We start from the raw sequence: 20,564 nt of genomic DNA, 5'->3' as shown, positions 1-20,564 counted from the left end.
ACGCCCGGACAGACGGGAGGCGCGGTGCCAGCCGGCACCGCGCCTCCCGGCCGTCAGGTGGTGACGGCTACTTCGCGTCGGCCTCGACCGACTCCTTCGGCTGGCCGGTCGGGGTGAGCCCGCGCTCCTGGCGGCGCTTCGAGACCACCAGCGACGCGGTCGTGGCGACCGCGATCGTCAGCGCGATGAAGCCCAGCGAGAACCAGATCGGGATCTCCGGCGCCCACTCGATGTGCTCGCCGCCGTTGATGAAGGGCAGCTCGTTGACGTGCATGGCGTGGAAGACGAGCTTCACACCGATGAACGCCAGGATGACGGCCAGGCCCTGGCCCAGGTAGATGAGGCGCTCGAGCAGGCCGGCGATCAGGAAGTACAGCTGCCGGAGGCCGAGCAGCGAGAACGCGTTCGCCGTGAACACGATGAAGGCGTCCTGCGTCAGCCCGAAGATCGCGGGGATCGAGTCGAGCGCGAAGAGCACGTCGGTCAGGCCGATGGCGACCATGACGAGCAGCATCGGGGTGAACAGCCGCTTGCCGTCGACACGGGTGGTCAGGCGGTCGCCGTCGTAGTGGTCCGAGGTCGGGATGATGCGCTTGAGGATCCGGATGAGCCGGGATTCGCCCTCGCTGCCGTGGTCGTTGCCGCTGCGGGCCTGCGACCAGGCGAGCCAGAACAGCAGCGCACCGAACAGGTAGAAGACCCACGAGAAGTTCTCGATGATCGTGACGCCGAGGGCGATGAAGACGCCACGGGCGACGAGCGCGATCGCGACGCCGACCAGCAGGACCTTCTGCTGGAACTCCTTCGGCACGGCGAAGCTCGACATGATGATGAGGAAGACGAAGAGGTTGTCGACCGACAACGCCTTCTCGGTCAGCCAGCCGGCGAAGTACTCACCACCGGCCTGCCCACCGCCGAACACCAGGATCCCGATGCCGAACAGGATCGCCAGCCCGATGTAGAAGGCGGACCAGAACGCGGATTCGCGGATGTGGGGCACGTGCGGCGTGCGGACGTGCGAGTAGAAGTCGAACACCAGCAGCGCGAGGATGCCGGCGATCGTGATGAGCCAGACGAAGAGTGGGACGTCCACGGTTTCCTTCAGGTAGGGCGCGCCGCTGATGTGCGGGTACGCCGAGGCCTGAAGGTCTCTTCCGTCGCCCGGCACCGGGACCGGTGTCGCACGACCGGCGCCCCGGGGCCGGATCGTTCCGGACCGTACTGACGGGGTCACCGAGAGGGAATACTCCCCTTCGTGTTCCCGAGCATACCGGGCACAGCGGACATGTGCCGCGCTCTAAGCTGGGAGCATGGCGAGTTCCTGGTCACTGTCCTCACGGCTGCGCGGCCTCTTCCAGCGCAAGACGATCGACGAGACCACGTGGGAGGACCTGGAGACCGCCCTCATCGGCGCCGACTTCGGGCCCGACATCTCCGAGGAGATCATCGAGGACCTGCACGCCCGCGTCGACCGGTACGGCACGACCGACCCCGCCGACCTGCAGCGCATGCTCCGCGAGGTCCTCGAGGAACGGCTCTCCAAGCTCGACACCACCCTGAAGCTCAGCGCGCGGCCCGCCGTGGTGCTCGTCGTCGGGGTGAACGGCGTCGGCAAGACCACGACGATCGGCAAGTTCGCCAAGTTCCTGAAGACCTACGACCGCACGGTGCTCGTCGGGGCGGCGGACACGTTCCGCGCCGCGGCGGTCGAGCAGGTCGCCACCTGGGCCCAGCGCGCCGGGGTCGACGTCGTCCGTCCGTCGCAGCCCGGGCAGGACCCGGCGTCGGTGGCGTACCAGACCGTCGAGAAGGCGATCCGCGATCAGACCGAGATCGTCGTCATCGACACCGCCGGGCGTCTGCACACCAAGGCCGGGCTGATGGACGAGCTCACCAAGATCAAGCGCGTGGTCGAGAAGCAGACCGAGATCAGCGAGGTCCTGCTCGTCCTCGACGCGACGACGGGCCAGAACGGCCTCGCACAGGCCCAGGCCTTCATCGAGGGCGCCGGCGTGACCGGCCTCGTCATCACCAAGCTCGACGGGTCGGCCAAGGCCGGCTTCGTGCTGAGCGTGCAGGAGAAGACCGGCATCCCGATCAAGCTCATCGGGCAGGGCGAGGGCATCAACGACCTGACGGGCTTCACGCCGCACGTCTTCGTGCAGAACCTCGTCGGCTGAGCGAACGCGTCGGCACGCCGAGGAGTAGCGTCCCTGACGGTCCGGGCATCTGCTCGGTCTCGTTCCAGGGATAGGAGACCCTCATGCCCGCACTGCTGATCATCGCGATCATCGTCGGCCTCGTCCTGCTCTTCAGCGGCATCTTCGTCGGTGCGCTGAAGTTCCTGCTCTGGGTGGGCATCGTGCTCATCCTGCTGGCGGTCATCGGCTGGCTGCTCCGGACGATCCGCGGTCGCGCGTAGCGACCCGGCGTCCTGTCCGGACGCACCTGACAAACAGGAGGCGCGGTGCCAGCTGGCACCGCGCCTCCTGTCTGCCGTCCGGTCGCGACCAGGACGCCTAGGCGACCGCGTCCGCCGGCTCGCGCTTCTGCACCCGCTGCCCGACGACCGCCGAGACGCCGTCCTGCCGCATCGACACCCCGTACAGGGCGTCGGCGATCTCCATCGTCCGCTTCTGGTGCGTGATGACGATGAGCTGGGACGACTCGCGCAGACGCTCGAACACGGTCAGCAGGCGGCCCAGGTTGGCGTCGTCGAGTGCCGCCTCGACCTCGTCCATGATGTAGAACGGCGACGGCCGCGCGGTGAAGATCGCGACGAGGAGCGCCACCGCCGCCAGGGACCGCTCGCCGCCGGACAGCAGGGTCAGGCGGTCGATCTTCTTGCCGGCGGGCTTCACCTGCACGTCGATCCCGGTGCCGAGCAGGTCGGTCGGGTCGGTCAGGTTGATGGACCCCGAGCCGCCCGGGAACAGGATCGGGAAGATGACGTCGAACGCTTCCTTCGTGTCGTTGAACGCGGACTCGAAGATCGTCTGCATCTTCGTGTCGAGCTCGTCGATGATCGTCAGCAGGTCCGTCCGGGTCTTCTGCAGGTCCTCGAGCTGCTCGGCGAGGAACGCGTGCCGCTGCTCGAGCGCCTGGAACTCCTCGAGCGCGAGCGGGTTCACCTTGCCGAGCTGTCCGAGGTCGCGCTCCGCGGCCTTGAGCCGGCGCTCCTGTTCGGCACGGACGTAGGGCACGGTCTCGACGTCGGCGGGGTCGATCTCGTCGGTCGTGTCGAACTCGGGCAGGGCCGGGCCGCCGGGCAGGGTGGACTCCGCGTCGACGAGGGCCACGTCGTCGGTGTCGGGACCCGCTTCTGCCGCAGCTTCCTCCGGCTCGGTCACGCCCGCGGCCTCGGAGGCGGCGGCCGCAGCAGCGCGCTCCGCCTCGCGGTGCTTCCGCGCGCGCACCCGCGGGTCCACGAGCACGTCGACGGGCACCGGCACGTGCGGCCCGTACTCGGCCACCAGCACGGCCTCGGACAGCCCGAGCTCGCTCTGCGCCCGGTCGAGGACGCCGGACACGTGCAGCTTCTTCTCGTAGATCTCCATCTCGAGCGAGTGCACGCCGTCGGTGATGGTCTGCAGACGGTCCCGGAGCTCGCGCTCCTCGTTGCGGATCGTCTGCAGCTCGGTGTTGCGCTTCGACCGCTCGGCTTCCTCCGTCGCCAGCTGCACCCGCGCTTCGGCCAGCGAGCGGTCGACCGCTCCGAGCACCCCGGGCAGGTCGGCGAGGACGGCTTCGGCGGTCCGGATCTGGCCACGGCGGATGACGGCGAGCCGCGCGGCCTCCTCGGCGGCGGCGCGCTCGGCCTCGAGCTGGCGGTCGAGCTGGTCGGCGCGGTTCCGTTCGGCGCGCACGCGCTCGCGCACGGTCTCCACCTGGATCCGCTGCTCGACCTCGGCGGCACGTGCGGCCTCGAGCGCGTCCTGCAGCGCGGGACGCTCGGACGCGTCGACCACGGGGCGCTCCTGGTCGGTGAAGGCACGGTGCGCCGACTCGGCCTCGGCCAGCACCGCCTCGGCGGTCTCGACGGCGCCGTCGGTCTCGGCCAGCGCGGCACGCAGCCGCTCGACCTCGGCCGCGGCGTTCTCCGCCTTCGCACGCGTCGACGCACTCGTGCGGTCGTACTCGGCCTTCGCCCGCGTGTAGGCGCGGGATGCTGCGTCGGCCTCGTCCGCACGGCGGCGTGCGTCCTCGACGGCGCTGCGCGCGGCCTGGAGGGCCGTGGCCGCGTCCTCGGCGTCGGTCGCGATCGCGTCGCGTCGCGTCACGGCGTCGTCGCGCTCCGCGACGAGCTCGATGCGCGAGGTCACGCGCTCCCCGCCGCCGGTCACGCGGACCGCACGGACGAGGTCGCCGGACCGCGTGACCACCGTGGCGTGCGGGGCGGCCGTGAGCACGGCCTCCAGGTCGAGGTCGTCGGTCTCCGCGACCAGCGTGTCCCGCAGGATCGACGCGAGCGCCGGCGGTCCCTGCACCAGGTCCGTGGCACGGCGGACGCCGGCCGGCAGGGTCTCGGGCAGGGCTGCTGGAACGGACGCGGCGTCCGCGACGACGACGTCGATCCGGCCGAGGTCGGCAGCGCGGGCGTGGTCGACGGCGTCGAGTGCCGCACCGCGGTCGTCGGCGAGGACGGCGTCGGCGAGTCCCTCGAGCGCGGTGGCGATCGCGGCCTCGAACCCGGGCGACACCGTCAGGCTGTCGGCCAGGCGACCGAGGATGCCCGCGCGACCGGCGTCGATCAGTGCCTGTGAACCGTCGCGGACCTCGATCGACATGCCGAGCGCGGTGACCCGGGCGTCGAGGGCGTCCCGCTCGCGTTCGAGGGCGTGGAGCCGGTCGCGCTGCTCGTCGCGCGTGGTCTGGGCCCGTTCGAGCTCGGCGCGCGCCTGCTCGAGTGTCTGCGCGAGCGCGGTCTCGTCGACCCCCTCGGACGGGTCGACACCGAGTTCGGCGAGGGCCGCCGCAGCACGCTCGGCACGCTCCCCGGCCTCGGCCAGAGCCCGCTCCCGCCGCTCGCGGTCGGCGACGGCGGAACCGCGCTTCGACCGGGCGACGTCGACGGCGCTGGCGAGCCGCTGCGCCTCGAGGTCGTGCTGCGAGACCCGGGCCGCCTGGGCGGCGATGCGTTCGTCCAGGGCGTCCAGCGCGGCGCGTGCGTCCCGCACCGCGCGGGCGGTCGTCGCCGATCCGCCCTGCATCTCGTCGGCGCGGGCGGCGAGGCGGTCGGCCTCGGCACGGACCCCGGCGACCTGCTCCTGGGTGACGGTCGGGCCCTGCTGTGGCGCGTCGGCCTGCTGCGCGAGGAACATCAGGCGCTGGTTCGCCAGGCTCGACAGGCCGCGCAGGCGCTCCTGCACGCTCTCGAGCCGGTGCACGACGGTGCGCGCGCGGTCGACGTCGTCGCCGACCATGCTCTGCTCGACGTGCTGCTGGCGCACCCGGGTCTGGTCGAGCCGCTCGGTCAGGACGATGCGCTCGGACTTGCGGCCCGCCTCGACCTCCTGGTGGTCGTGCAGCTCGCGGCGCAGGCGCACCACGTCGTCGGCGAGGATGCGGGCCTTGGCGTCGCGGAAGACCGCGGCCACCGACTGGGCCTTCCGTGCCACCTCGGCCTGCCGCCCGAGGGGCTTCAGCTGCCGCCGGATCTCACCGGCCAGGTCGGACAGGCGGGTCAGGTTCGTCTGCATCGCGTCGAGCTTGCGGAGGGTCTTCTCCTTGCGACGGCGGTGCTTCAGGATCCCCGCGGCCTCCTCGATGAAGCCGCGGCGGTCCTCGGGGGTGGCGTGGAGCACCTTGTCGAGCTGCCCCTGCCCGACGATCACGTGCATCTCACGGCCGAGGCCGGTGTCGCTCAGCAGCTCCTGGACGTCGAGCAGCCGGCAGTTCTCGCCGTTGATGGCGTACTCGCTGCCACCGTTGCGGAACAGCGTGCGCGCGATCGTCACCTCGGAGTACTCGATCGGCAGCAGGCCGTCGCTGTTGTCGATGGTCAGCAGCACCTGGGCACGACCGAGCGGACCGCGGGTCGAGGTGCCGGCGAAGATGACGTCCTCCATCTTGCCGCCGCGCAGGGTCTTCGCCCCCTGCTCCCCCATCACCCAGGCCAGGGCGTCCACCACGTTCGACTTGCCGGAGCCGTTCGGACCGACGATGCACGTCACGCCCGGCTCGAACGCGAACGTCGTCGGCTGCGCGAAGGACTTGAACCCCTTGATGGTCAGGCTCTTCAAGTACATGCGGTCTCCGGATGCTCTGGTTGGCGTCAGGCTAACGCGTGCGGGCGCGGGGACGGGGTTGGCACACGGGGCAGATGTGGCTCGACCGGTTCATGAAGGCCTCGCGCACGATCGTCGTGCCGCAGCGTGGACACGGCTTCCCCTGCTGCCCGTAGACGTTCAGGCGCTGCGAGAAGTAACCGGACTGCCCGTTGACGTTGACGTACTGGGCGTCGAAGCTCGTGCCGCCGTCCTCGAGCGCCCGGCGCAGGATGGCGCGGACCTCGTCGAGCAGCCGCCGCAGGTCGGCACGGGTGAGGCGGTCGGCGGCGCGGTCGTAGTGCAGCTTCGCGGCCCAGAGCGACTCGTCGGCGTAGATGTTGCCGATGCCGCTCACGACGCCCTGGTCGAGCAGCACCCGCTTGATGCCGCTCGACCGCTTCCGCGCCATCGCGGTGAAACGGTCGTCGTCGAAGGCGGGGTCGAGCGGGTCACGGGCGATGTGCGACACCTGCCCGGGCACCCACCGACGCCACACGGCATCGGGGTCGATCGCGTCGACCTGCCCGCCGAACCCGGCTGGAGCACCGTCGATCGTCGGCACCATCGCGTCGATCGCCATCGAGCCGAACGTGCGCTGGTCGACGAACTCGAGTTCCACCGGGGGCTCCGCCGCACCTGAGCGGTCGGTGCCCGAGGGCTGCACGTCGATGAGGATCCGACGGTGCTTGGCCGCCGGTCGACCACGGCCGAGCAGGATCTGCCCGCTCATGCCGAGGTGGGCGACGAGTGCCTCGGGGCGGTCCCCGTCGTGCTCGGGCTGCAGCGGCATCCAGAGGAACTTGCCCCGGCGGACGGCAGCGGCGATCGTGCGACCGGTCAGTCGGTCGGCGAAGTCCTCGGCGGGGCCGTCGTGCCGGGTGAGGGCACGGTCGTCGACCACGTCGACGTGCAGGACCCGCGCGCCGCTGACGGCGGGTTCGAGGCCGGCGCGGACGACCTCGACCTCGGGGAGTTCGGGCACGCGGTCAGGCCGCTCGGCCGGACAGCCGGGTCCAGGCGTCGAGCGCGGCGGCCATCTCGGCGGCCTTCTTGCTCGAGCCGGTGCCGGTGGCGATGTCCTCGCCCTGCAGGACGACCGTCGCCATGAAGGTCTTGTCGTGGTCCGGGCCGGTCTCGGTGACGCGGTACGCCGGGTTGCCGAGGGAACGACTCGAGGCGAGCTCCTGCAGGCTCGTCTTCGGGTCCATCGCGGCGCCGAAGCGGTCCGGGTCGATCATGAGCGGTTCGACCAGGCGGAGCACGAGCTCGGTGGCCGGGTCGGGGCCGGCCGACAGGTACGTCGCGCCGATGACGGCTTCGACGGTGTCGGCCAGGATCGACGACTTGTCGCGCCCGCCGGTCTGTTCCTCGCCCTTGCCGAGGCGCAGGTAGCGGCCGAGCCCGATCATCCGGGCGATCTCGGCCAGCGCCACGGTCGACACCAGGCTCGCCCGTCGCTTGGCGAGGTCACCCTCGTCGAGGTCGGGGAACGACCGGTAGAGCTTCACGGTCACGGCCTGGCCGAGGATCGAGTCCCCGAGGAACTCGAGGCGCTCGTTGTGCTTGATGCCCCCGTGCTCGTAGGCGTAGGAGCGGTGCGTCAGGGCGAGCTGGAGCAGCTCGAGGTCGATGTCGGCCCCGAGGATGCCCTGCAGACGAACGACGTCCGGCCCCGCGGGGCGAGACCCCGCAGCGCCGGACGTTGTCGTCATGCGTTCGGTCCGATCAGACGTCGGCGACCTTGCGGCCCTTGTACTCCATGTACAGGGGCGTGCCGGCCGAGTCCTCGACGACCTTCGCGCGGTGCGGGAGGCTGTAGGTGACCTGACCGTTCTCGATCGTCTTCACGAGCTGGATCGGCGTGGCCTTCCACTGCGAACGACGGGCGTGCGTGTTCGCACGGGACTGCTTGCGCTTGGGAACGGCCATGGTGAATCTCTTTCGGTTGGTCGGTGGTCGGTACGGGGGCTGGCGGTGTCGGGACCTACTCGGTCTCGGCCCGCTCCTCGCCCTCGGTGGTCTTCGGTGCGGTGGTGTCACCGTCGGTGCTGTCGTCGAGCTCGATCGCGCTGAGCGCTGCCCAGCGGGGATCCAGCACCTGACGAGCGGGCTGCTCGCCGAGGTCGGCCAGACGCTCGCCCGTCACCGGGTCGAGTCCTGGGCAGTCCGGTCGACAGACCGGCTGGAACGGCAGCGACAGCACCACCGCATCTCGAACGACCTGTTCGGTGTCCACGTGGTCATCGCGAACGAAGAAGTCGAAATCCTCCGAGGCATCATACGCGAACAGCTCGGCGAAATCGACCTCGATCGGTTCGCTGATGTCGATGAGGCAGCGCGAGCACTCCCCCGTGGCGTCGGCCGAAGCGTGTCCGGACACGAGGACGCCCTCGTGCAGGCCTTCGAGTTTGACGTCGATGTGCAGTTCGGCACCCTGTCGGACGCCGATCAGACCGGCCCCCATCGCGTCGGGCACCTCGATGTCGAGCGAGTGCTCGCGCATCTCACCCGGCCGGTGCGCGAGGTCGCGCACGCGCAGGGCGTAGGGGCTGTTCACGGGGGAAGACACGATCGACAAGCCTAGCGCGATCGGGGCCGAGAGTCGAGGTGGCGACAGGCGTGTCCGGACGCGGTGGGCGCCGTGCGCGTGCCGGCCGGGCTGTGCAGGCGCGCTCAGCGGGCCGCGAGCGCGTCGGCGACCGTCTTCGGCACGTAGGGCGTGACGTCTCCGCCGAGCGATGACACCTGCCGGATCAGCGAGCTCGACACGTGCGCCCGCGACGCCTCGGGCAGCAGGAACACCGTCTCGACGTCGGCCAGGTGGCGGTTCATGATGGCCATCGGGGTCTCGTAGGCGACGTCCTCGCCGGACCGCACGCCCTTCACCAGGACCTTCGCCCCGACCTGGCGGCAGTAGTCCACCAGCAGCCCGGACGTCCACTCGCCCACCGTGACCGTGTCCGGCGCGCCGACCTCGACCAGCGAGTCGCGGATGAGCCGCACCCGGTCGACAGCCTCGAACATCGCCGGCTTCTTGTCGGGGTTGTGCACCACGAGGACGTGCACCTCGTCGAAGAGCCCGGCCGCGCGGCCGATGACGTCGAGGTGCCCGAGGGTGACGGGGTCGAAGGAACCGGGGACCACCGCGATCTGCGCCATGGCAGCGACGATACCGCGCGGGCCGTCGTGCTCCGGGGTCAGTTCTTGCCGAGGAACGCCGCGTCGGACTCGTCGAGGCGCCGGGCGAGGGCGTCACGGAGGGCCGGGGACCCCTCGAGCTCGGGATCCGGTTCGAGCACGCGCTCCGCTTCTCCGCGCGCGTCGACGATGAGGTCGGCGTGCTCGACCACCCGGAGCAGGTTGAGCGAGGACCGCCCACCGGACTGCCGTTCGCCCAGGACGTCGCCCTCGCGTCGGAGCTCGAGGTCGACCCGGGCGAGCTCGAACCCGTCGTCCGAGGCGGCCACCGCGTCGACGCGCTCGCGCGAGGTGGTCTCGAGCTCGGCCGAGGTGACCAGCAGGCAGACCCCGGCCCACTGCCCACGACCGATGCGGCCGCGGAGCTGGTGGAGCTGCGAGACCCCGAACCGGTCGGCGTCGAGGACGGCCATCATCGCCGCGTTCGGGACGTCGACGCCGACCTCGATCACGGTCGTCGCCACGACCACGTCGAGGTCGCCGGCGGCGAAGGACGTCATCACGCGGTCCTTCTCGTCGGCGGTCATCCGGCCGTGCAGGACCGCGATCGAGCGCCCTTCGAGCACGGGCATGGTGCGCATCCGCTCGGCGGTGGCGAGCACGGTCGCCGGGGCACGCTTCGGGGCGTCGTCCTCGCCCTCGGCCGGCTCCGGCTCGCCGTCGTCCTCGGTGTGGGCGTCGTCGATGGCCGGGCAGACGACGAACGCCTGCCGACCCTTGGCCAGTTCTTCGGCCATGCGGGACCAGATCCGGGGTTCCCACCCGGGGTGCTCCGCCAGCGGGACCGTGAAGGTCTCGACGCCGGCGCGCCCCGACGGCATGCCCGTGATGGTCGAGACGTCGAGGTCGCCGAACACCGTCATCGCGACGGTGCGCGGGATCGGCGTCGCGGTGAGCACGAGCACGTGCGGCGGGGTCGTGCCCTTGGTGCGGAGGGCCTCGCGCTGCTCGACACCGAAGCGGTGCTGCTCGTCGACCACCACGAGCCCCAGCTCGGCGAAGTCCACCCGGTCCCCGAGGAGCGCGTGGGTGCCGACGACCAGCCGTGAGCTGCCCGACGCCGCGGCGAGCAGGGCCCGGCGACGTTCGTCGGTGGACTGCGACCCGGTCAGGATCACCGGTCGGAGCTCGGCAGCCAGGTCCGGCCCGAGGAACTTCACGATGGAGCGCAGGTGCTGGGCCGCCAGCACCTCGGTCGGGGCGATGAGCGCGGACTGGCCGCCGGACTCGGCCACCGTGAGCATCGCCCGGATCGCCACGAGGGTCTTGCCCGACCCGACCTCGCCCTGGATCAGCCGGTGCATGGGCCAGGTGCGGGCGAGGTCCTGGTCGATGTCGGCACCGACGGCCCGCTGGTCGTCCGTCAACGTGAAGGGCAGGGTGGCGTCGAAGCGCTCGAGGATGCCACCCGGGGCGGCCACGCGGGGGGTGGCCGCGGTGCGACGGGCCGCGATCCGGCGCTGCACCAGGGCGGTCTGCAGCACGAACGCCTCGCGGTAGCGCAGGGCGTCCTGCGCGCGCTTGAAGTCCGCGACCTTCTCGGGGCGGTGCAGCAGCTCGAGCGCGCGGCGGAACGGCACGAGGTCGAGCCGGGACCGCGCGGACGCCGGCACCGGGTCGGGCAGGTCCGGCAGGGTGTCGAGGACGATCCCGATGGACTTCGCGATCTGCCACGACGTGAGCGAGGCCGTCGCCGGGTAGATCGGGATCGGCTGACGCGACCACCGGATCGCTTCGTCGGAACCGGGCTCGGCCGTGGCGCGGGGGTCGTCCGGGTCGAACAGCTCGTAGTCGGGGTGGGCGAGCTGCCGGGCACCCCGGTAGTCGCTGACCTTGCCGGAGAAGATGCCCCGCGCGCCGGGGACGAGGTCCTTCGTGCGCCACCCCTGGTTGAAGAACGTGAGGGTGAGCAGGCCCTTGCCGTCGCCGATCTTCGCTTCGAGGATCGAACCGCGGCGCGCGCGCATGGTGCGTTCACGGACGTCGACGACCTCGGCCACGATGGTGACGGGTTCGCCGATCGCGAGCGAGTCGAGGGCCGTCAGTGCACCACGCTCGGCGTAACGGCGGGGCGCGTGCTCGAGGAACTCCCCCACCGTGCGGTAGCCGAAGGCCTTCTCGATCGCGGTCGCCGTGCGACCGCCGAGCACGTTCGCGAGCCGCGCGTCGAGCGGCGCCGGACCGAGGTCGGGCGCGTCCGGCGCAGCGGGGGTTCCGGAGGTGACCACGCTCCAACGGTACCGGGCACGACCGACCCCACCCGTGCCTCCCGAGCGGCCTGTGGAGAACACCGGACCGGACCCGCCGGGCCGATACGGTGGCTGCATGACCCGCATCATCGCCGGTGCCGCCGGCTCCCTGACGCTCCGGGTGCCGAAGTCCGGCACCCGCCCGACGAGCGACCGCGTGCGCGAGGCGCTGTTCTCGTCGCTCGAGGCACGGGGGCTCGTCGAGGCCACGTCGGTGGCCGACCTGTACGCGGGGACGGGCGCGCTCGGGCTCGAGGCTGCGTCCCGCGGTGCGGCCGAGGTGGTCCTGGTCGACCGGGCATCCGCCGCCGCGCAGGCCTGCCGGGCGAACGCGAAGGCCGTGCAGCAGCGGGTGCCGGGCGTCCGGATCGACGTGCAGCCGCAGCCGGTGCTCGGGTACCTGCGCGGGACCGTCCGCACCTTCGACCTGGTGTTCATCGACCCGCCCTACGACGTCACCGAGCACGAGCTCGCCGAGGTGCTCGAGGCCCTGGCGCCGAAGCTGACGCCGGATGCCGTCGTCGTGGTCGAGCGGAGCAAGCGCTCCCCCGAGCCCACCTGGCCGGCGGGGCTCGCGCCGTTCAGCAAGCGCAGCTACGGCGAGACCGTCGCGTGGGAGGCCGTCGCCGCCGGCTGAGGCAGCGGGGGCAACCGGATCAGCCGGGTCAGCCGGCGACGCCGTCCCAGTCGGCGTAGGGGTCCCAGCCGGTCGTCGGCACCACGGCACCGGCGCGCAGCAGGTCCGCGTCACCGCGCTCCCGCACGACACCGATGCGCCGGAAGCCCCCGGGAAGGGCCGCGTCGGCCGGGAACGTGGCGAGCAGTCCGTGGTCCTCGCCACCGTGCAGCGCGACCTCGTCGAGGTCGGAGGCGGCATCGAGTTCGAGCGTCACCCGGCTGGCACGGGCGAGCCGACCGGCGTCGATCGCCAGGCCGTCGGACAGGTCCAGCATCGCGGTGGCCCCGGCCCCGGCCGCGAGCGGCCCGTCGGCGATCGGGGGCACCGGGCGGCGCTGGCGTCCGACGTCGGGGTCGACGTCCGCGCCGCTCGCGACCGTCGCGGCACGGTCCGGCTCGCCCCGGCCGTCGACGCCGTCGCGGAACAGCCGGGACAGCCCACGGGCGGCACGTCCGAGCTCGCCGGACACCGCGAGCACGTCACCGACGGTCGCACCCGACCGCAGCACGGGCGCGCGGCCCAGCAGGTCGCCGAAGGCGGTGACGGCCACCGTGAACGTCGCCGAGGTGGAGAGGTCTCCCCCGACGACCCCGCACCCCGGCGCGAGCGCGTCGACGGCGAGCCGGAAGCCGTCGGCGATGCCCTCGAGGACGGCCACGGGGGTGTCCTGCGGTGCGGCGAGGGCGATCACGAGGCCGCTCGGCACGGCACCCATCGCGGCGACGTCGGAGAGGTTCGTGGCGGCCGCCTTCCAGCCGATGTCCGTCGGCGACGACCACGCCCACCGGAAGTCCGGACCGTGCACCATCATGTCCGTCGTCACGACGAAGCGGCCGTCGGGGGCGGCCACGACCGCGCAGTCGTCTCCGGGGCCGAGGATCGGTGTGCCTGCGGGCAGGCGACTCGTGATCCGGTCGAGGACGACGAGTTCGCCGAGCTCCCCCACCGTCGGTCCGGCCCAGGCGTCGTCCGTCGCATCCACACGAGAACGGTAGCCTGGACGACGATGGACACCGCGCGCCGCACCCCTCGCACCCTCGCGATCGTGGGGGCCGTGATCACCCTCGCCGCCGGGCTGACCGGGTGCACGAACGCCGTGTCGATGTCCGCCGCCCCGTCGGCCAACGCAGCGGCGTGCGCCGCCGTGCAGGTCCGGTTGCCCGCGACCGTGGACTCGAAGTTCGACCTGCGGAACACGAACGCGCAGGCGACCGCTGCTTGGGGCGACCCCGAGGTGGCGATCTACCACTGCGGTGTCGCCGTCCCCACCGTGTCCGACCTGCCGTGCTTCTCACAGGGCGGCGTCGACTGGATCCGCGACGACCGGGGCGACCAGGTCGTCTTCACGACGTTCGGTCGGTCACCGGCGGTGCAGGTCGTGGTCGACTCGACGAAGACCACGTCGACGGTCGTGCAGGAGCTGTCCGACGCCGTGTCGTCGCTGCCGAAGGACGGCCACGAGTGCCTCGACCCGGACGACGTGCAGGGCTGACGCCCGGCTGACGCTCGCGCGCCTACCGAGCCCAGCACGACCTGGTCAGCACGGCCTGGTCAGCACGGCCCGGTCAGCGGACGGCCGCGCGACCCAGCTCGATGAGCTCGGTGATGAGCTCGCCGTAGGACACCCCCGACGCCGCCCAGCATCGCGGGTACATCGACAGCGGCGTGAAGCCCGGCATCGTGTTGACCTCGTTCACGACGAAGCCGTCGTCGGTCAGGAAGCAGTCGACACGGGCGAGTCCCGAACCACCGATGGCCTCGAACGCGCGGGCACCGATGGAGCGGATCTCGTCGGTCTGGTCGTCGGTCAGCGGGGCCGGGCAGAGCAGCGACTCGTCACCGCCCAGGTACTTCGAGGCGAAGTCGTAGAAGCCGTCCTCGGCCACGACGATCTCGCCCGGCAGGCTCGTGCGCGGCACACCGTCACGACCCTCGAGCACGGCGACCTCGACCTCGCGGCCGACCACACGGGGCTCGACGATCACCTTGGAGTCGTGCTCGAACGCCAGGTCCATGGCGGCACCCAGCTGCGAGGGCTCGTCGACGCGCGAGACACCCATGCTCGATCCGGCGCGGGCCGGCTTGACGAACAGCGGCCAGCCGTGCGCGGCGATCGTCTCGGCGACGTCCACCGGGTCGGCCGCCCACTGCCGGCGGAGCACGGTGGTCCACGGTGCGACCCGCAGCCCGGCGTGCTCGAGCACGGCCTTCGCGACGTGCTTGTCCATCGCCAGTGCGCTCGCGAGCACGCCGTCGCCGACGTACGGCAGCCCGGCGATCTCGAGCAGGCCCTGGATCGTGCCGTCCTCGCCGAAGGGGCCGTGCAGGATCGGGAACACCACGTCGACCGGGATCGCGGTGACCGTGCCGTCGGGGTGGGACACGACGAGTTCGTTGGTGGCCGGCGAGGTCGGGAACGCGATCCGCGTGCCGTTGTCGGGCACCGTCGGCAGCGCGCCGTCGCGGATGGTCCACTGTGCCGGGTCGTCCGACTGCAGCGTGAAGGCCCCGTCCTGGGTGATCCCGATCGGCACGAGGTCGTACTCGGCCCGGTCGACGACGTCCATGATGCCGCCGGCGGTCACGCAGCTGATCTCGTGCTCGCTCGAGCGACCGCCGAAGAGCACGGCGACGGTGGTCCTGGGCATGGGGGTTCCCTCGGGGATCGTGGGCACGGGAGTCCCTTCGTGACTCGGTGCGGGACCGGTCACTCGCCCTGCGGCTCGTCGGTCTCGGTGAGGTGCGGCGCGATGTTGCGCGGATCGAGCCTACCGGCGAGGACCTCGCCGACCTGGCTGACGATGGGCATGTCGACGCCGTTCGCCGCGGCCAGCTCGAGGATCGGGGCGACCGAGGCCAGCCCCTCCGCCGTCTGGTTCATCTGGCGGACGACCTCGTCGAACCGGTAGCCCTGGCCGAGCAACCGCCCGGCGGTGTTGTTCCGCGACAGCGGTGACTGGCACGTGGCGATGAGGTCGCCGAGGCCCGCGAGCCCGGACAGCGTCGACGACTGCGCGCCGAGCGACACCGCGAAGTCGGTCATCTCGGCGAGGCCGCGCGTGATGATCGAGGCCTTGGTGTTCTCGCCGTAGCCGACCCCGTCGACGATGCCGATCGCGACGGCGATGAGGTTCTTCAGCACGCCGCCGAACTCGGTGCCGATGACGTCGGTGTTGATGAACGACCGGAAGTACGGGTTCGTCGCGACGGCGGCGACGTCGGTGGCGGTCTCCAGCGACGACGACGACACCACGGCGGCGGTCGGCTGCCGACGGGCGATCTCGAGCGCCAGGTTCGGGCCGCTGGCCACCGCGATGCGGTCCTGGTCGATGCCGAGGCCCTGCAGCAGGACCTCGCTCATCCGCAGGCCCGTGCTCTTCTCGACGCCCTTCATCAGACTGACGACCGGCACGTCCGCGGGCAGCAGCTCGCGGATCGCGGCGAGGTTCGAGCGCAGGGTCTGCGAGGGCACCGAGACGTACACCTGCGAGGCGCCGTCGAGCACGCGCTCGAGGGACGTCGACGCGGTCAGGGTGCGGGGCAGGTTGATGCCGGGCAGGTAGTCCGAGTTGCGCTTGGTCTCGGTGATCTCGCGGGCGACCTCGGGGCGTCGGGCCCACACCACGGTGGACGCACCACCCTCGGCCAGCACCTTCGCGAACGTGGTGCCCCAGCTGCCGGCACCGATCACGGCCACCCGGGGCTTGTCGGTCGACTGCATGACCACCCGGATCGCGGCGGTGTCGAAGGCTCCCGGAGCCGCGGCGGCGGGGTCGGGTCGGTCGTCGTGGGGTCGGAGGTCACTCAAACCGGCCGGTCTCCTTCTGGTTGTTCGCCGCCGGGTCCCAGCGGGTCGCGGGTGCCCGTTCGCCACGGAGCACCTCGAGCAGCGCGGTGATCTCGCGCATGACGAGTTCGGTGGCCTCGCCGAGCATCTGCTGGTCGATCTGCCGACCGCGGTACGCCGACAGGTCGACCGGGTCACCGATGATCACGTCGACGCGGGACGGCGGGAACAGCCGGAGCTTCTTGCCGTACCTGGCCATGATGTTCTGCGTGCCCCAGTGGGCCATCGGGATGAGCGGCACGTCGTTCTCGAGCGCGATCCGCACCGCGCCCGTCTTGCCGCGCATCGGCCACAGGTCGGGGTCGCGGGTGAGCGTGCCCTCGGGGTAGACGATGATCGCCCCGCCCTGCTCGACCAGGGACCGGCCGCCCCCGAGCGGGTCGCTCAGGCGCGTCCGGCCGGAGCGTTCGACGGGGATCTGTCCCATGCCGGACATGAGCTTGCCGACCACGGGGACCTTGAACAGCGACGCCTTCGCCAGGAACCGCGGCGCCCGCTTCGAGATGTACACGGCGGTGCCCACGACCAGGGGGTCGATGTTCGTGAAGTGGTTCGGTGCGAGCACGAACGCGCCCTCCGCCGGCAGGCGGTTCGGGCCGTGCCAGTGGTAGCGCGCCGAGAACCGGAACGTCGGGATGACGATCGAGGCGACGATCCGGAACGCGGTGTTCAGCTCACCGCGGCGCCACCGGCGCCCACGCACGGGGAGGCCGGTCGTGACCTGCGCGTCGGAGCCGCCACGGGCCTCCAGACCGTCGCCTCTCGCTTCTGCCGGCACTGTGCCTACCCAGCGAAGTCGAAGTCGGCGCCGAGCTTGCGCAGCTTCGGGATGAAGTGCTCGTAGCCGCGGCTGATGATGCCGACGTTGGTGATGTGCGACTCGCCGTCGGCGGTCAGCGCCGCGATGAGGTGACTGAACCCGCCACGCAGGTCGGGGACGCGGACGTTGGCGGCGTGCAGCTTCGTCGGACCGGTGATGACGGCGGCCTGCTCGAACGGGCGGCGGGCGACGCGGCGGTCGTGGCCGGGCAGCCCCTCCTTGTGCACGACGATGTCGGCACCCATCTCGTTCAGCGCGTCGGTGAAGCCGAAGCGGTTCTCGTAGACGGTCTCGTGCACGATGCTCTGGCCCTCGGCCTGGGTCAGCGCGACGACGAGCGGCTGCTGCCAGTCCGTCATGAAGCCGGGGTGCACGTCGGTCTCGATGACGACGGGCTTCAGGGTGTCCAGCTCGCGGTAGAACCGGATGCCGTCCTCCTGGATGTCGAACCCGCCGCCGACCTTGCGGAAGACGTTGAGGAACGTCATGAGCTCCTGCTGGTTCGCGCCCTCGACGAAGATGTCGCCGTTGGTGGCGAGCGCGGCGGAGGCCCAGCTCGCGGCCTCGTTGCGGTCGTTGATCGCGCGGTGCGTGTAGCCGCGGAGCGACTCGACGCCCTCGATGAAGATGACGCGGTTCGGCTCGACCGAGACGATGGCGCCCATCTTCTGCAGGATCGCGATGAGGTCCATGATCTCGGGCTCGATCGCGGCGTTCCGCAGCTCCGTGACGCCCTTGGCGAGGGTCGCCGAGAGCAGGACCTGCTCGGTGGCACCGACGCTCGGGTACGGCAGCTCGATCGAGGCGCCCTTCAGTCCGTCCGGGGCCGTCAGGTGGATGCCGTTGACCTGCTTGTCGACGACCGCACCCATGGCGCGGAGGGCGTCGAGGTGGAAGTCGATCGGACGGTCGCCGATGCGGCAGCCGCCGAGGTCGGGGATGAACGCCTCGCCGAGCTTGTGCAGCAGCGGGCCGCAGAACAGGATCGGGATGCGGCTCGACCCGGCGTGCGCGTCGATCTCGGCGAAGTGCGCCGACTCGACCCGCGACGGGTCGAGGATGAGTTCGCCTCGTGCAGGATCGGTGATGCGCACGCCGTGCACCTCGAGCAGCCCGCGGACCACCTTGACGTCGGAGATGTCCGGCACGTCACGGAGGATCGACGGGGTGTCACCGAGCAGCGACGCCACCATGGCCTTGGTCGCGAGGTTCTTCGCCCCACGGACCTCGATGCGTCCCACGAGCGGCTTGCCCCCGCGGATGACGATCTCGTCCGACTTGAGGCCCACGCGCGCCCCTGCGGCCGCTGCGTCCTGTACGAGAGAGTTCACTACTTCACCGGCAATGTCTTCGGCCGCCAACTGGAGCGGCGGGATTCGAACTCCGTGATCGAGGTCTCGTCACGGAGGGTGAGCCCGATGTCGTCGAGCCCTTCCATCAACCGCCAACGAGTGTAAGCGTCGATCTCGAAGGGGACGTCCACATCCCCCAGCGACACGCGCTGCGTCTCGAGGTCGACCGTCGCCTCGATGCCCGGGTTCGCCTCGATGGCGGCCCACAGGCGCTCGACCTCCGGTTCGGTCACGATCGCCGTGACCAGGCCCTGCTTGCCGGCGTTGCCCTTGAAGATGTCCGCGAAACGGGGCGAGACGACCACCGTGAAGCCGAAGTCACGGAGCGCCCAGACGGCGTGCTCGCGGGACGAGCCGGTGCCGAAGTCGGGGCCGGCGACGAGCACACGGGCGCCCTGGTAGCGCTCCTGGTTCAGCACGAAGTCGGGGTCCTGCCGCCACCCGGCGAACAGGGCGTCCTCGAAGCCGGTCTTGGTGACGCGCTTCAGGTAGACCGCGGGGATGATCTGGTCGGTGTCGACGTTCGACCGCTTGAGCGGCGCGGCGATGCCGGAGACGGTGGTGATCTTGTCCATCAGAAGGTCCCCTCGGTGGCGGTGGCGGACGTCGCCGCCGCGATCTCGTCGTCGGTCTCCAGGTCCCACGGGCTGGACAGCGTGCCGCGCACCGCGGTGGCCGCGGCGACGAGCGGCGACACCAGGTGCGTGCGGCCGCCCTTGCCCTGGCGACCCTCGAAGTTGCGGTTCGAGGTGCTCGCGCAGCGCTCCCCCGGTGCCAGCTGGTCCGGGTTCATCCCGAGGCACATCGAGCAGCCGGCGAACCGCCACTCGGCACCGAACTCGGTGAACACCTTGTCGAGCCCCTCGGCCTCGGCTTCGAGCCGGACCCGCGCGGAGCCGGGCACGACCATCACCCGGACGCCGTCGGCCTTGGTGCGGCCCTTGATGATCGACGCGAAGGCCCGCAGGTCCTCGATGCGCGAGTTCGTGCAGGACCCCATGAAGACCGCGTCGACGGCGATGTCCTTCATCGGGGTGCCGGCGGTGATGTCCATGTACTCCAGGGCGCGGCGTGCGGCGGCCTGGTCGTTGGGGTCGCTGTAGGCGGCCGGGTCCGGCACGCTCTCGGACAGCGAGACGCCCTGGCCGGGGTTCGTGCCCCAGGTGACGAAGGGCTCGAGATCGTCCGCGTCGATGAACACCTCTGCGTCGAAGACGGCGTCGTCGTCGGTGGCGAGCGTCTCCCAGTACGCGACGGCGTCGTCCCAGTCCTGACCGGTGGGCGCGTGGTCGCGGCCCTGCACGTAGTCGTAGGTGGTCTGGTCGGGGGCGACCATGCCGGCGCGGGCACCGGCCTCGATCGACATGTTGCAGATCGTCATGCGGCCCTCCATCGAGAGGGCGCGGATCGCGGAGCCGCGGTACTCGAGCACGTAGCCCTGTCCGCCGCCGGTGCCGATCTTCGCGATCACGGCGAGGATGATGTCCTTCGCGGTGACGCCGGGGCGCAGCGTGCCCTCGACCGTGATCGCCATCGTCTTGAAGGGCTTGAGCGGCAGGGTCTGCGTGGCGAGGACGTGCTCGACCTCGGACGTGCCGATGCCGAACGCCATCGCACCGAAGGCCCCGTGGGTGCTGGTGTGCGAGTCGCCGCAGACGACGGTGATGCCGGGCATGGTCAGGCCGAGCTGCGGACCGACCACGTGGACGATGCCCTGCTCCTTGTCGCCCAGGGAGTGCAGCCGGACGCCGAACTCCTCGCAGTTGCGACGGAGAGTCTCGATCTGGATGCGGCTCGTCGGGTCCGCGATGGGGCGGTCGATGGCGAGCGTCGGGGTGTTGTGGTCCTCGGTCGCGATCGTCAGGTCGAGGCGACGCACCGGTCGCCCGGCCTGCCGCAGACCGTCGAACGCCTGCGGACTCGTCACCTCGTGCACGAGGTGGAGGTCGATGTAGAGGAGGTCGGGGTTGCCGTCCTCGCCCTTGACCACGACGTGGTCGTCCCACACCTTCTCGGCGAGCGTCTTTCCCATGAGCTCAGCCCTCCTCGTCCTCGTCGTTGCGCCGCGACCGCGGCCCGATCAGGCGACTCTACCATTGGTATACCAACGCGCCGCACCCCGCGCGTCGCGGGTTCGTCACCCCTCGGCG

The 20,564-nt window shown here is 71.3% G+C and carries 19 protein-coding genes; 4 read left to right on the top strand and 15 right to left on the bottom strand.

Annotated elements, in window-relative coordinates:
• Positions 1-67 precede the first annotated feature (67 nt).
• Complete coding sequence (locus DEJ00_RS02245; protein WP_110859106.1) at positions 68-1,093, bottom strand: TerC family protein; 1,026 nt, start codon at positions 1,091-1,093, stop codon at positions 68-70.
• Between the two features lie 217 nt (positions 1,094-1,310).
• Here DEJ00_RS02245 and ftsY point away from each other — a divergent pair, with 217 nt between their 5' ends.
• Both ftsY and DEJ00_RS18415 read left to right on the top strand, forming a co-directional pair.
• Positions 1,311-2,180 (top strand): signal recognition particle-docking protein FtsY, encoded by an 870-nt coding sequence (gene ftsY / locus DEJ00_RS02240; protein WP_027465892.1) that lies wholly within the window; start codon positions 1,311-1,313, stop codon positions 2,178-2,180.
• Between the two features lie 83 nt (positions 2,181-2,263).
• Complete coding sequence (locus tag DEJ00_RS18415) at positions 2,264-2,422, top strand: hypothetical protein (protein WP_171907827.1); 159 nt, start codon at positions 2,264-2,266, stop codon at positions 2,420-2,422.
• 97 nt (positions 2,423-2,519) lie between these two features.
• Here DEJ00_RS18415 and DEJ00_RS02235 read toward each other — a convergent pair whose 3' ends face one another.
• The 7 genes from DEJ00_RS02235 to DEJ00_RS02205 all read right to left on the bottom strand — a co-directional run bounded on the left by DEJ00_RS02235 (position 2,520) and on the right by DEJ00_RS02205 (position 11,695).
• Positions 2,520-6,248 carry an AAA family ATPase gene (locus tag DEJ00_RS02235; RefSeq protein ID WP_111056303.1) on the bottom strand — a complete coding sequence of 1,243 codons (3,729 nt, stop codon included), beginning with the start codon at positions 6,246-6,248 and terminating at the stop codon, positions 2,520-2,522.
• A 31-nt stretch (positions 6,249-6,279) separates the two neighbouring features.
• Entirely contained in the window at positions 6,280-7,251 is a 972-nt protein-coding gene (gene mutM / locus DEJ00_RS02230) for a bifunctional DNA-formamidopyrimidine glycosylase/DNA-(apurinic or apyrimidinic site) lyase (RefSeq protein ID WP_111056302.1), read from the bottom strand.
• A 4-nt stretch (positions 7,252-7,255) separates the two neighbouring features.
• A complete protein-coding gene (rnc, locus tag DEJ00_RS02225; protein WP_173034235.1) occupies positions 7,256-7,981 on the bottom strand; it encodes a ribonuclease III in 726 nt (241 codons plus the stop codon).
• 13 nt (positions 7,982-7,994) lie between these two features.
• The gene (gene rpmF / locus DEJ00_RS02220) at positions 7,995-8,198 is read right to left on the bottom strand and encodes a 50S ribosomal protein L32 (protein ID WP_017888273.1); all 204 of its coding nucleotides are present in this window, start codon (positions 8,196-8,198) and stop codon (positions 7,995-7,997) included.
• 55 nt (positions 8,199-8,253) lie between these two features.
• The gene (locus DEJ00_RS02215) at positions 8,254-8,826 is read right to left on the bottom strand and encodes a DUF177 domain-containing protein (RefSeq protein WP_071405664.1); all 573 of its coding nucleotides are present in this window, start codon (positions 8,824-8,826) and stop codon (positions 8,254-8,256) included.
• Positions 8,827-8,942: 116 nt separating this feature from the next.
• Positions 8,943-9,428 carry a pantetheine-phosphate adenylyltransferase gene (gene coaD, locus DEJ00_RS02210; protein ID WP_071244868.1) on the bottom strand — a complete coding sequence of 162 codons (486 nt, stop codon included), beginning with the start codon at positions 9,426-9,428 and terminating at the stop codon, positions 8,943-8,945.
• 38 nt (positions 9,429-9,466) lie between these two features.
• Complete coding sequence (locus DEJ00_RS02205; RefSeq protein ID WP_258373494.1) at positions 9,467-11,695, bottom strand: ATP-dependent DNA helicase RecG; 2,229 nt, start codon at positions 11,693-11,695, stop codon at positions 9,467-9,469.
• A gap of 97 nt (positions 11,696-11,792) precedes the next feature.
• Here DEJ00_RS02205 and DEJ00_RS02200 point away from each other — a divergent pair, with 97 nt between their 5' ends.
• On the top strand, positions 11,793-12,353 hold the full coding sequence (locus tag DEJ00_RS02200; protein ID WP_027465899.1) for an RsmD family RNA methyltransferase: 561 nt from the start codon (positions 11,793-11,795) through the stop codon (positions 12,351-12,353).
• A gap of 28 nt (positions 12,354-12,381) precedes the next feature.
• On the opposite strand, the gene thiL is transcribed toward DEJ00_RS02200, so the two are convergent.
• Positions 12,382-13,377 (bottom strand): thiamine-phosphate kinase, encoded by a 996-nt coding sequence (thiL, locus tag DEJ00_RS02195; protein ID WP_111056301.1) that lies wholly within the window; start codon positions 13,375-13,377, stop codon positions 12,382-12,384.
• Between the two features lie 24 nt (positions 13,378-13,401).
• Between thiL and DEJ00_RS02190 the strand changes: the two genes are divergently transcribed.
• Entirely contained in the window at positions 13,402-13,887 is a 486-nt protein-coding gene (locus DEJ00_RS02190; RefSeq protein ID WP_027465901.1) for a DUF3515 family protein, read from the top strand.
• 73 nt (positions 13,888-13,960) lie between these two features.
• On the opposite strand, the gene DEJ00_RS02185 is transcribed toward DEJ00_RS02190, so the two are convergent.
• From DEJ00_RS02185 to leuC, 6 genes are all read right to left on the bottom strand, one after another.
• Entirely contained in the window at positions 13,961-15,043 is a 1,083-nt protein-coding gene (locus DEJ00_RS02185) for a D-alanine--D-alanine ligase family protein (RefSeq protein WP_071244873.1), read from the bottom strand.
• A gap of 59 nt (positions 15,044-15,102) precedes the next feature.
• Positions 15,103-16,116 carry an NAD(P)H-dependent glycerol-3-phosphate dehydrogenase gene (locus tag DEJ00_RS02180; protein ID WP_031259730.1) on the bottom strand — a complete coding sequence of 338 codons (1,014 nt, stop codon included), beginning with the start codon at positions 16,114-16,116 and terminating at the stop codon, positions 15,103-15,105.
• A 79-nt stretch (positions 16,117-16,195) separates the two neighbouring features.
• Positions 16,196-17,020, bottom strand: a complete 825-nt coding sequence (locus DEJ00_RS02175; RefSeq protein ID WP_111056300.1) for a 1-acyl-sn-glycerol-3-phosphate acyltransferase — start codon at positions 17,018-17,020, stop codon at positions 16,196-16,198.
• 5 nt (positions 17,021-17,025) lie between these two features.
• Positions 17,026-18,393 (bottom strand): UDP-N-acetylglucosamine 1-carboxyvinyltransferase, encoded by a 1,368-nt coding sequence (murA, locus tag DEJ00_RS02170; protein WP_071244875.1) that lies wholly within the window; start codon positions 18,391-18,393, stop codon positions 17,026-17,028.
• Positions 18,393-18,989: a 3-isopropylmalate dehydratase small subunit gene (leuD, locus tag DEJ00_RS02165; protein WP_071244876.1), complete on the bottom strand. Its 597-nt coding sequence runs from the start codon at positions 18,987-18,989 to the stop codon at positions 18,393-18,395. The genes murA and leuD overlap by 1 nt, the downstream gene beginning before the upstream one ends.
• Entirely contained in the window at positions 18,989-20,446 is a 1,458-nt protein-coding gene (gene leuC, locus DEJ00_RS02160) for a 3-isopropylmalate dehydratase large subunit (RefSeq protein ID WP_111056299.1), read from the bottom strand. Before leuC ends, leuD begins: the two co-directional genes overlap by 1 nt.
• Positions 20,447-20,564: the final 118 nt, after the last annotated feature.

The organism is Curtobacterium sp. MCLR17_039, assembly GCF_003234745.1.
Classification (GTDB): Bacteria; Actinomycetota; Actinomycetes; order Actinomycetales; family Microbacteriaceae; genus Curtobacterium; species Curtobacterium flaccumfaciens.
The sequence above is the reverse complement of the archived record's forward strand: the minus strand, read 5'-3'. Positions and strand labels throughout refer to the sequence as shown.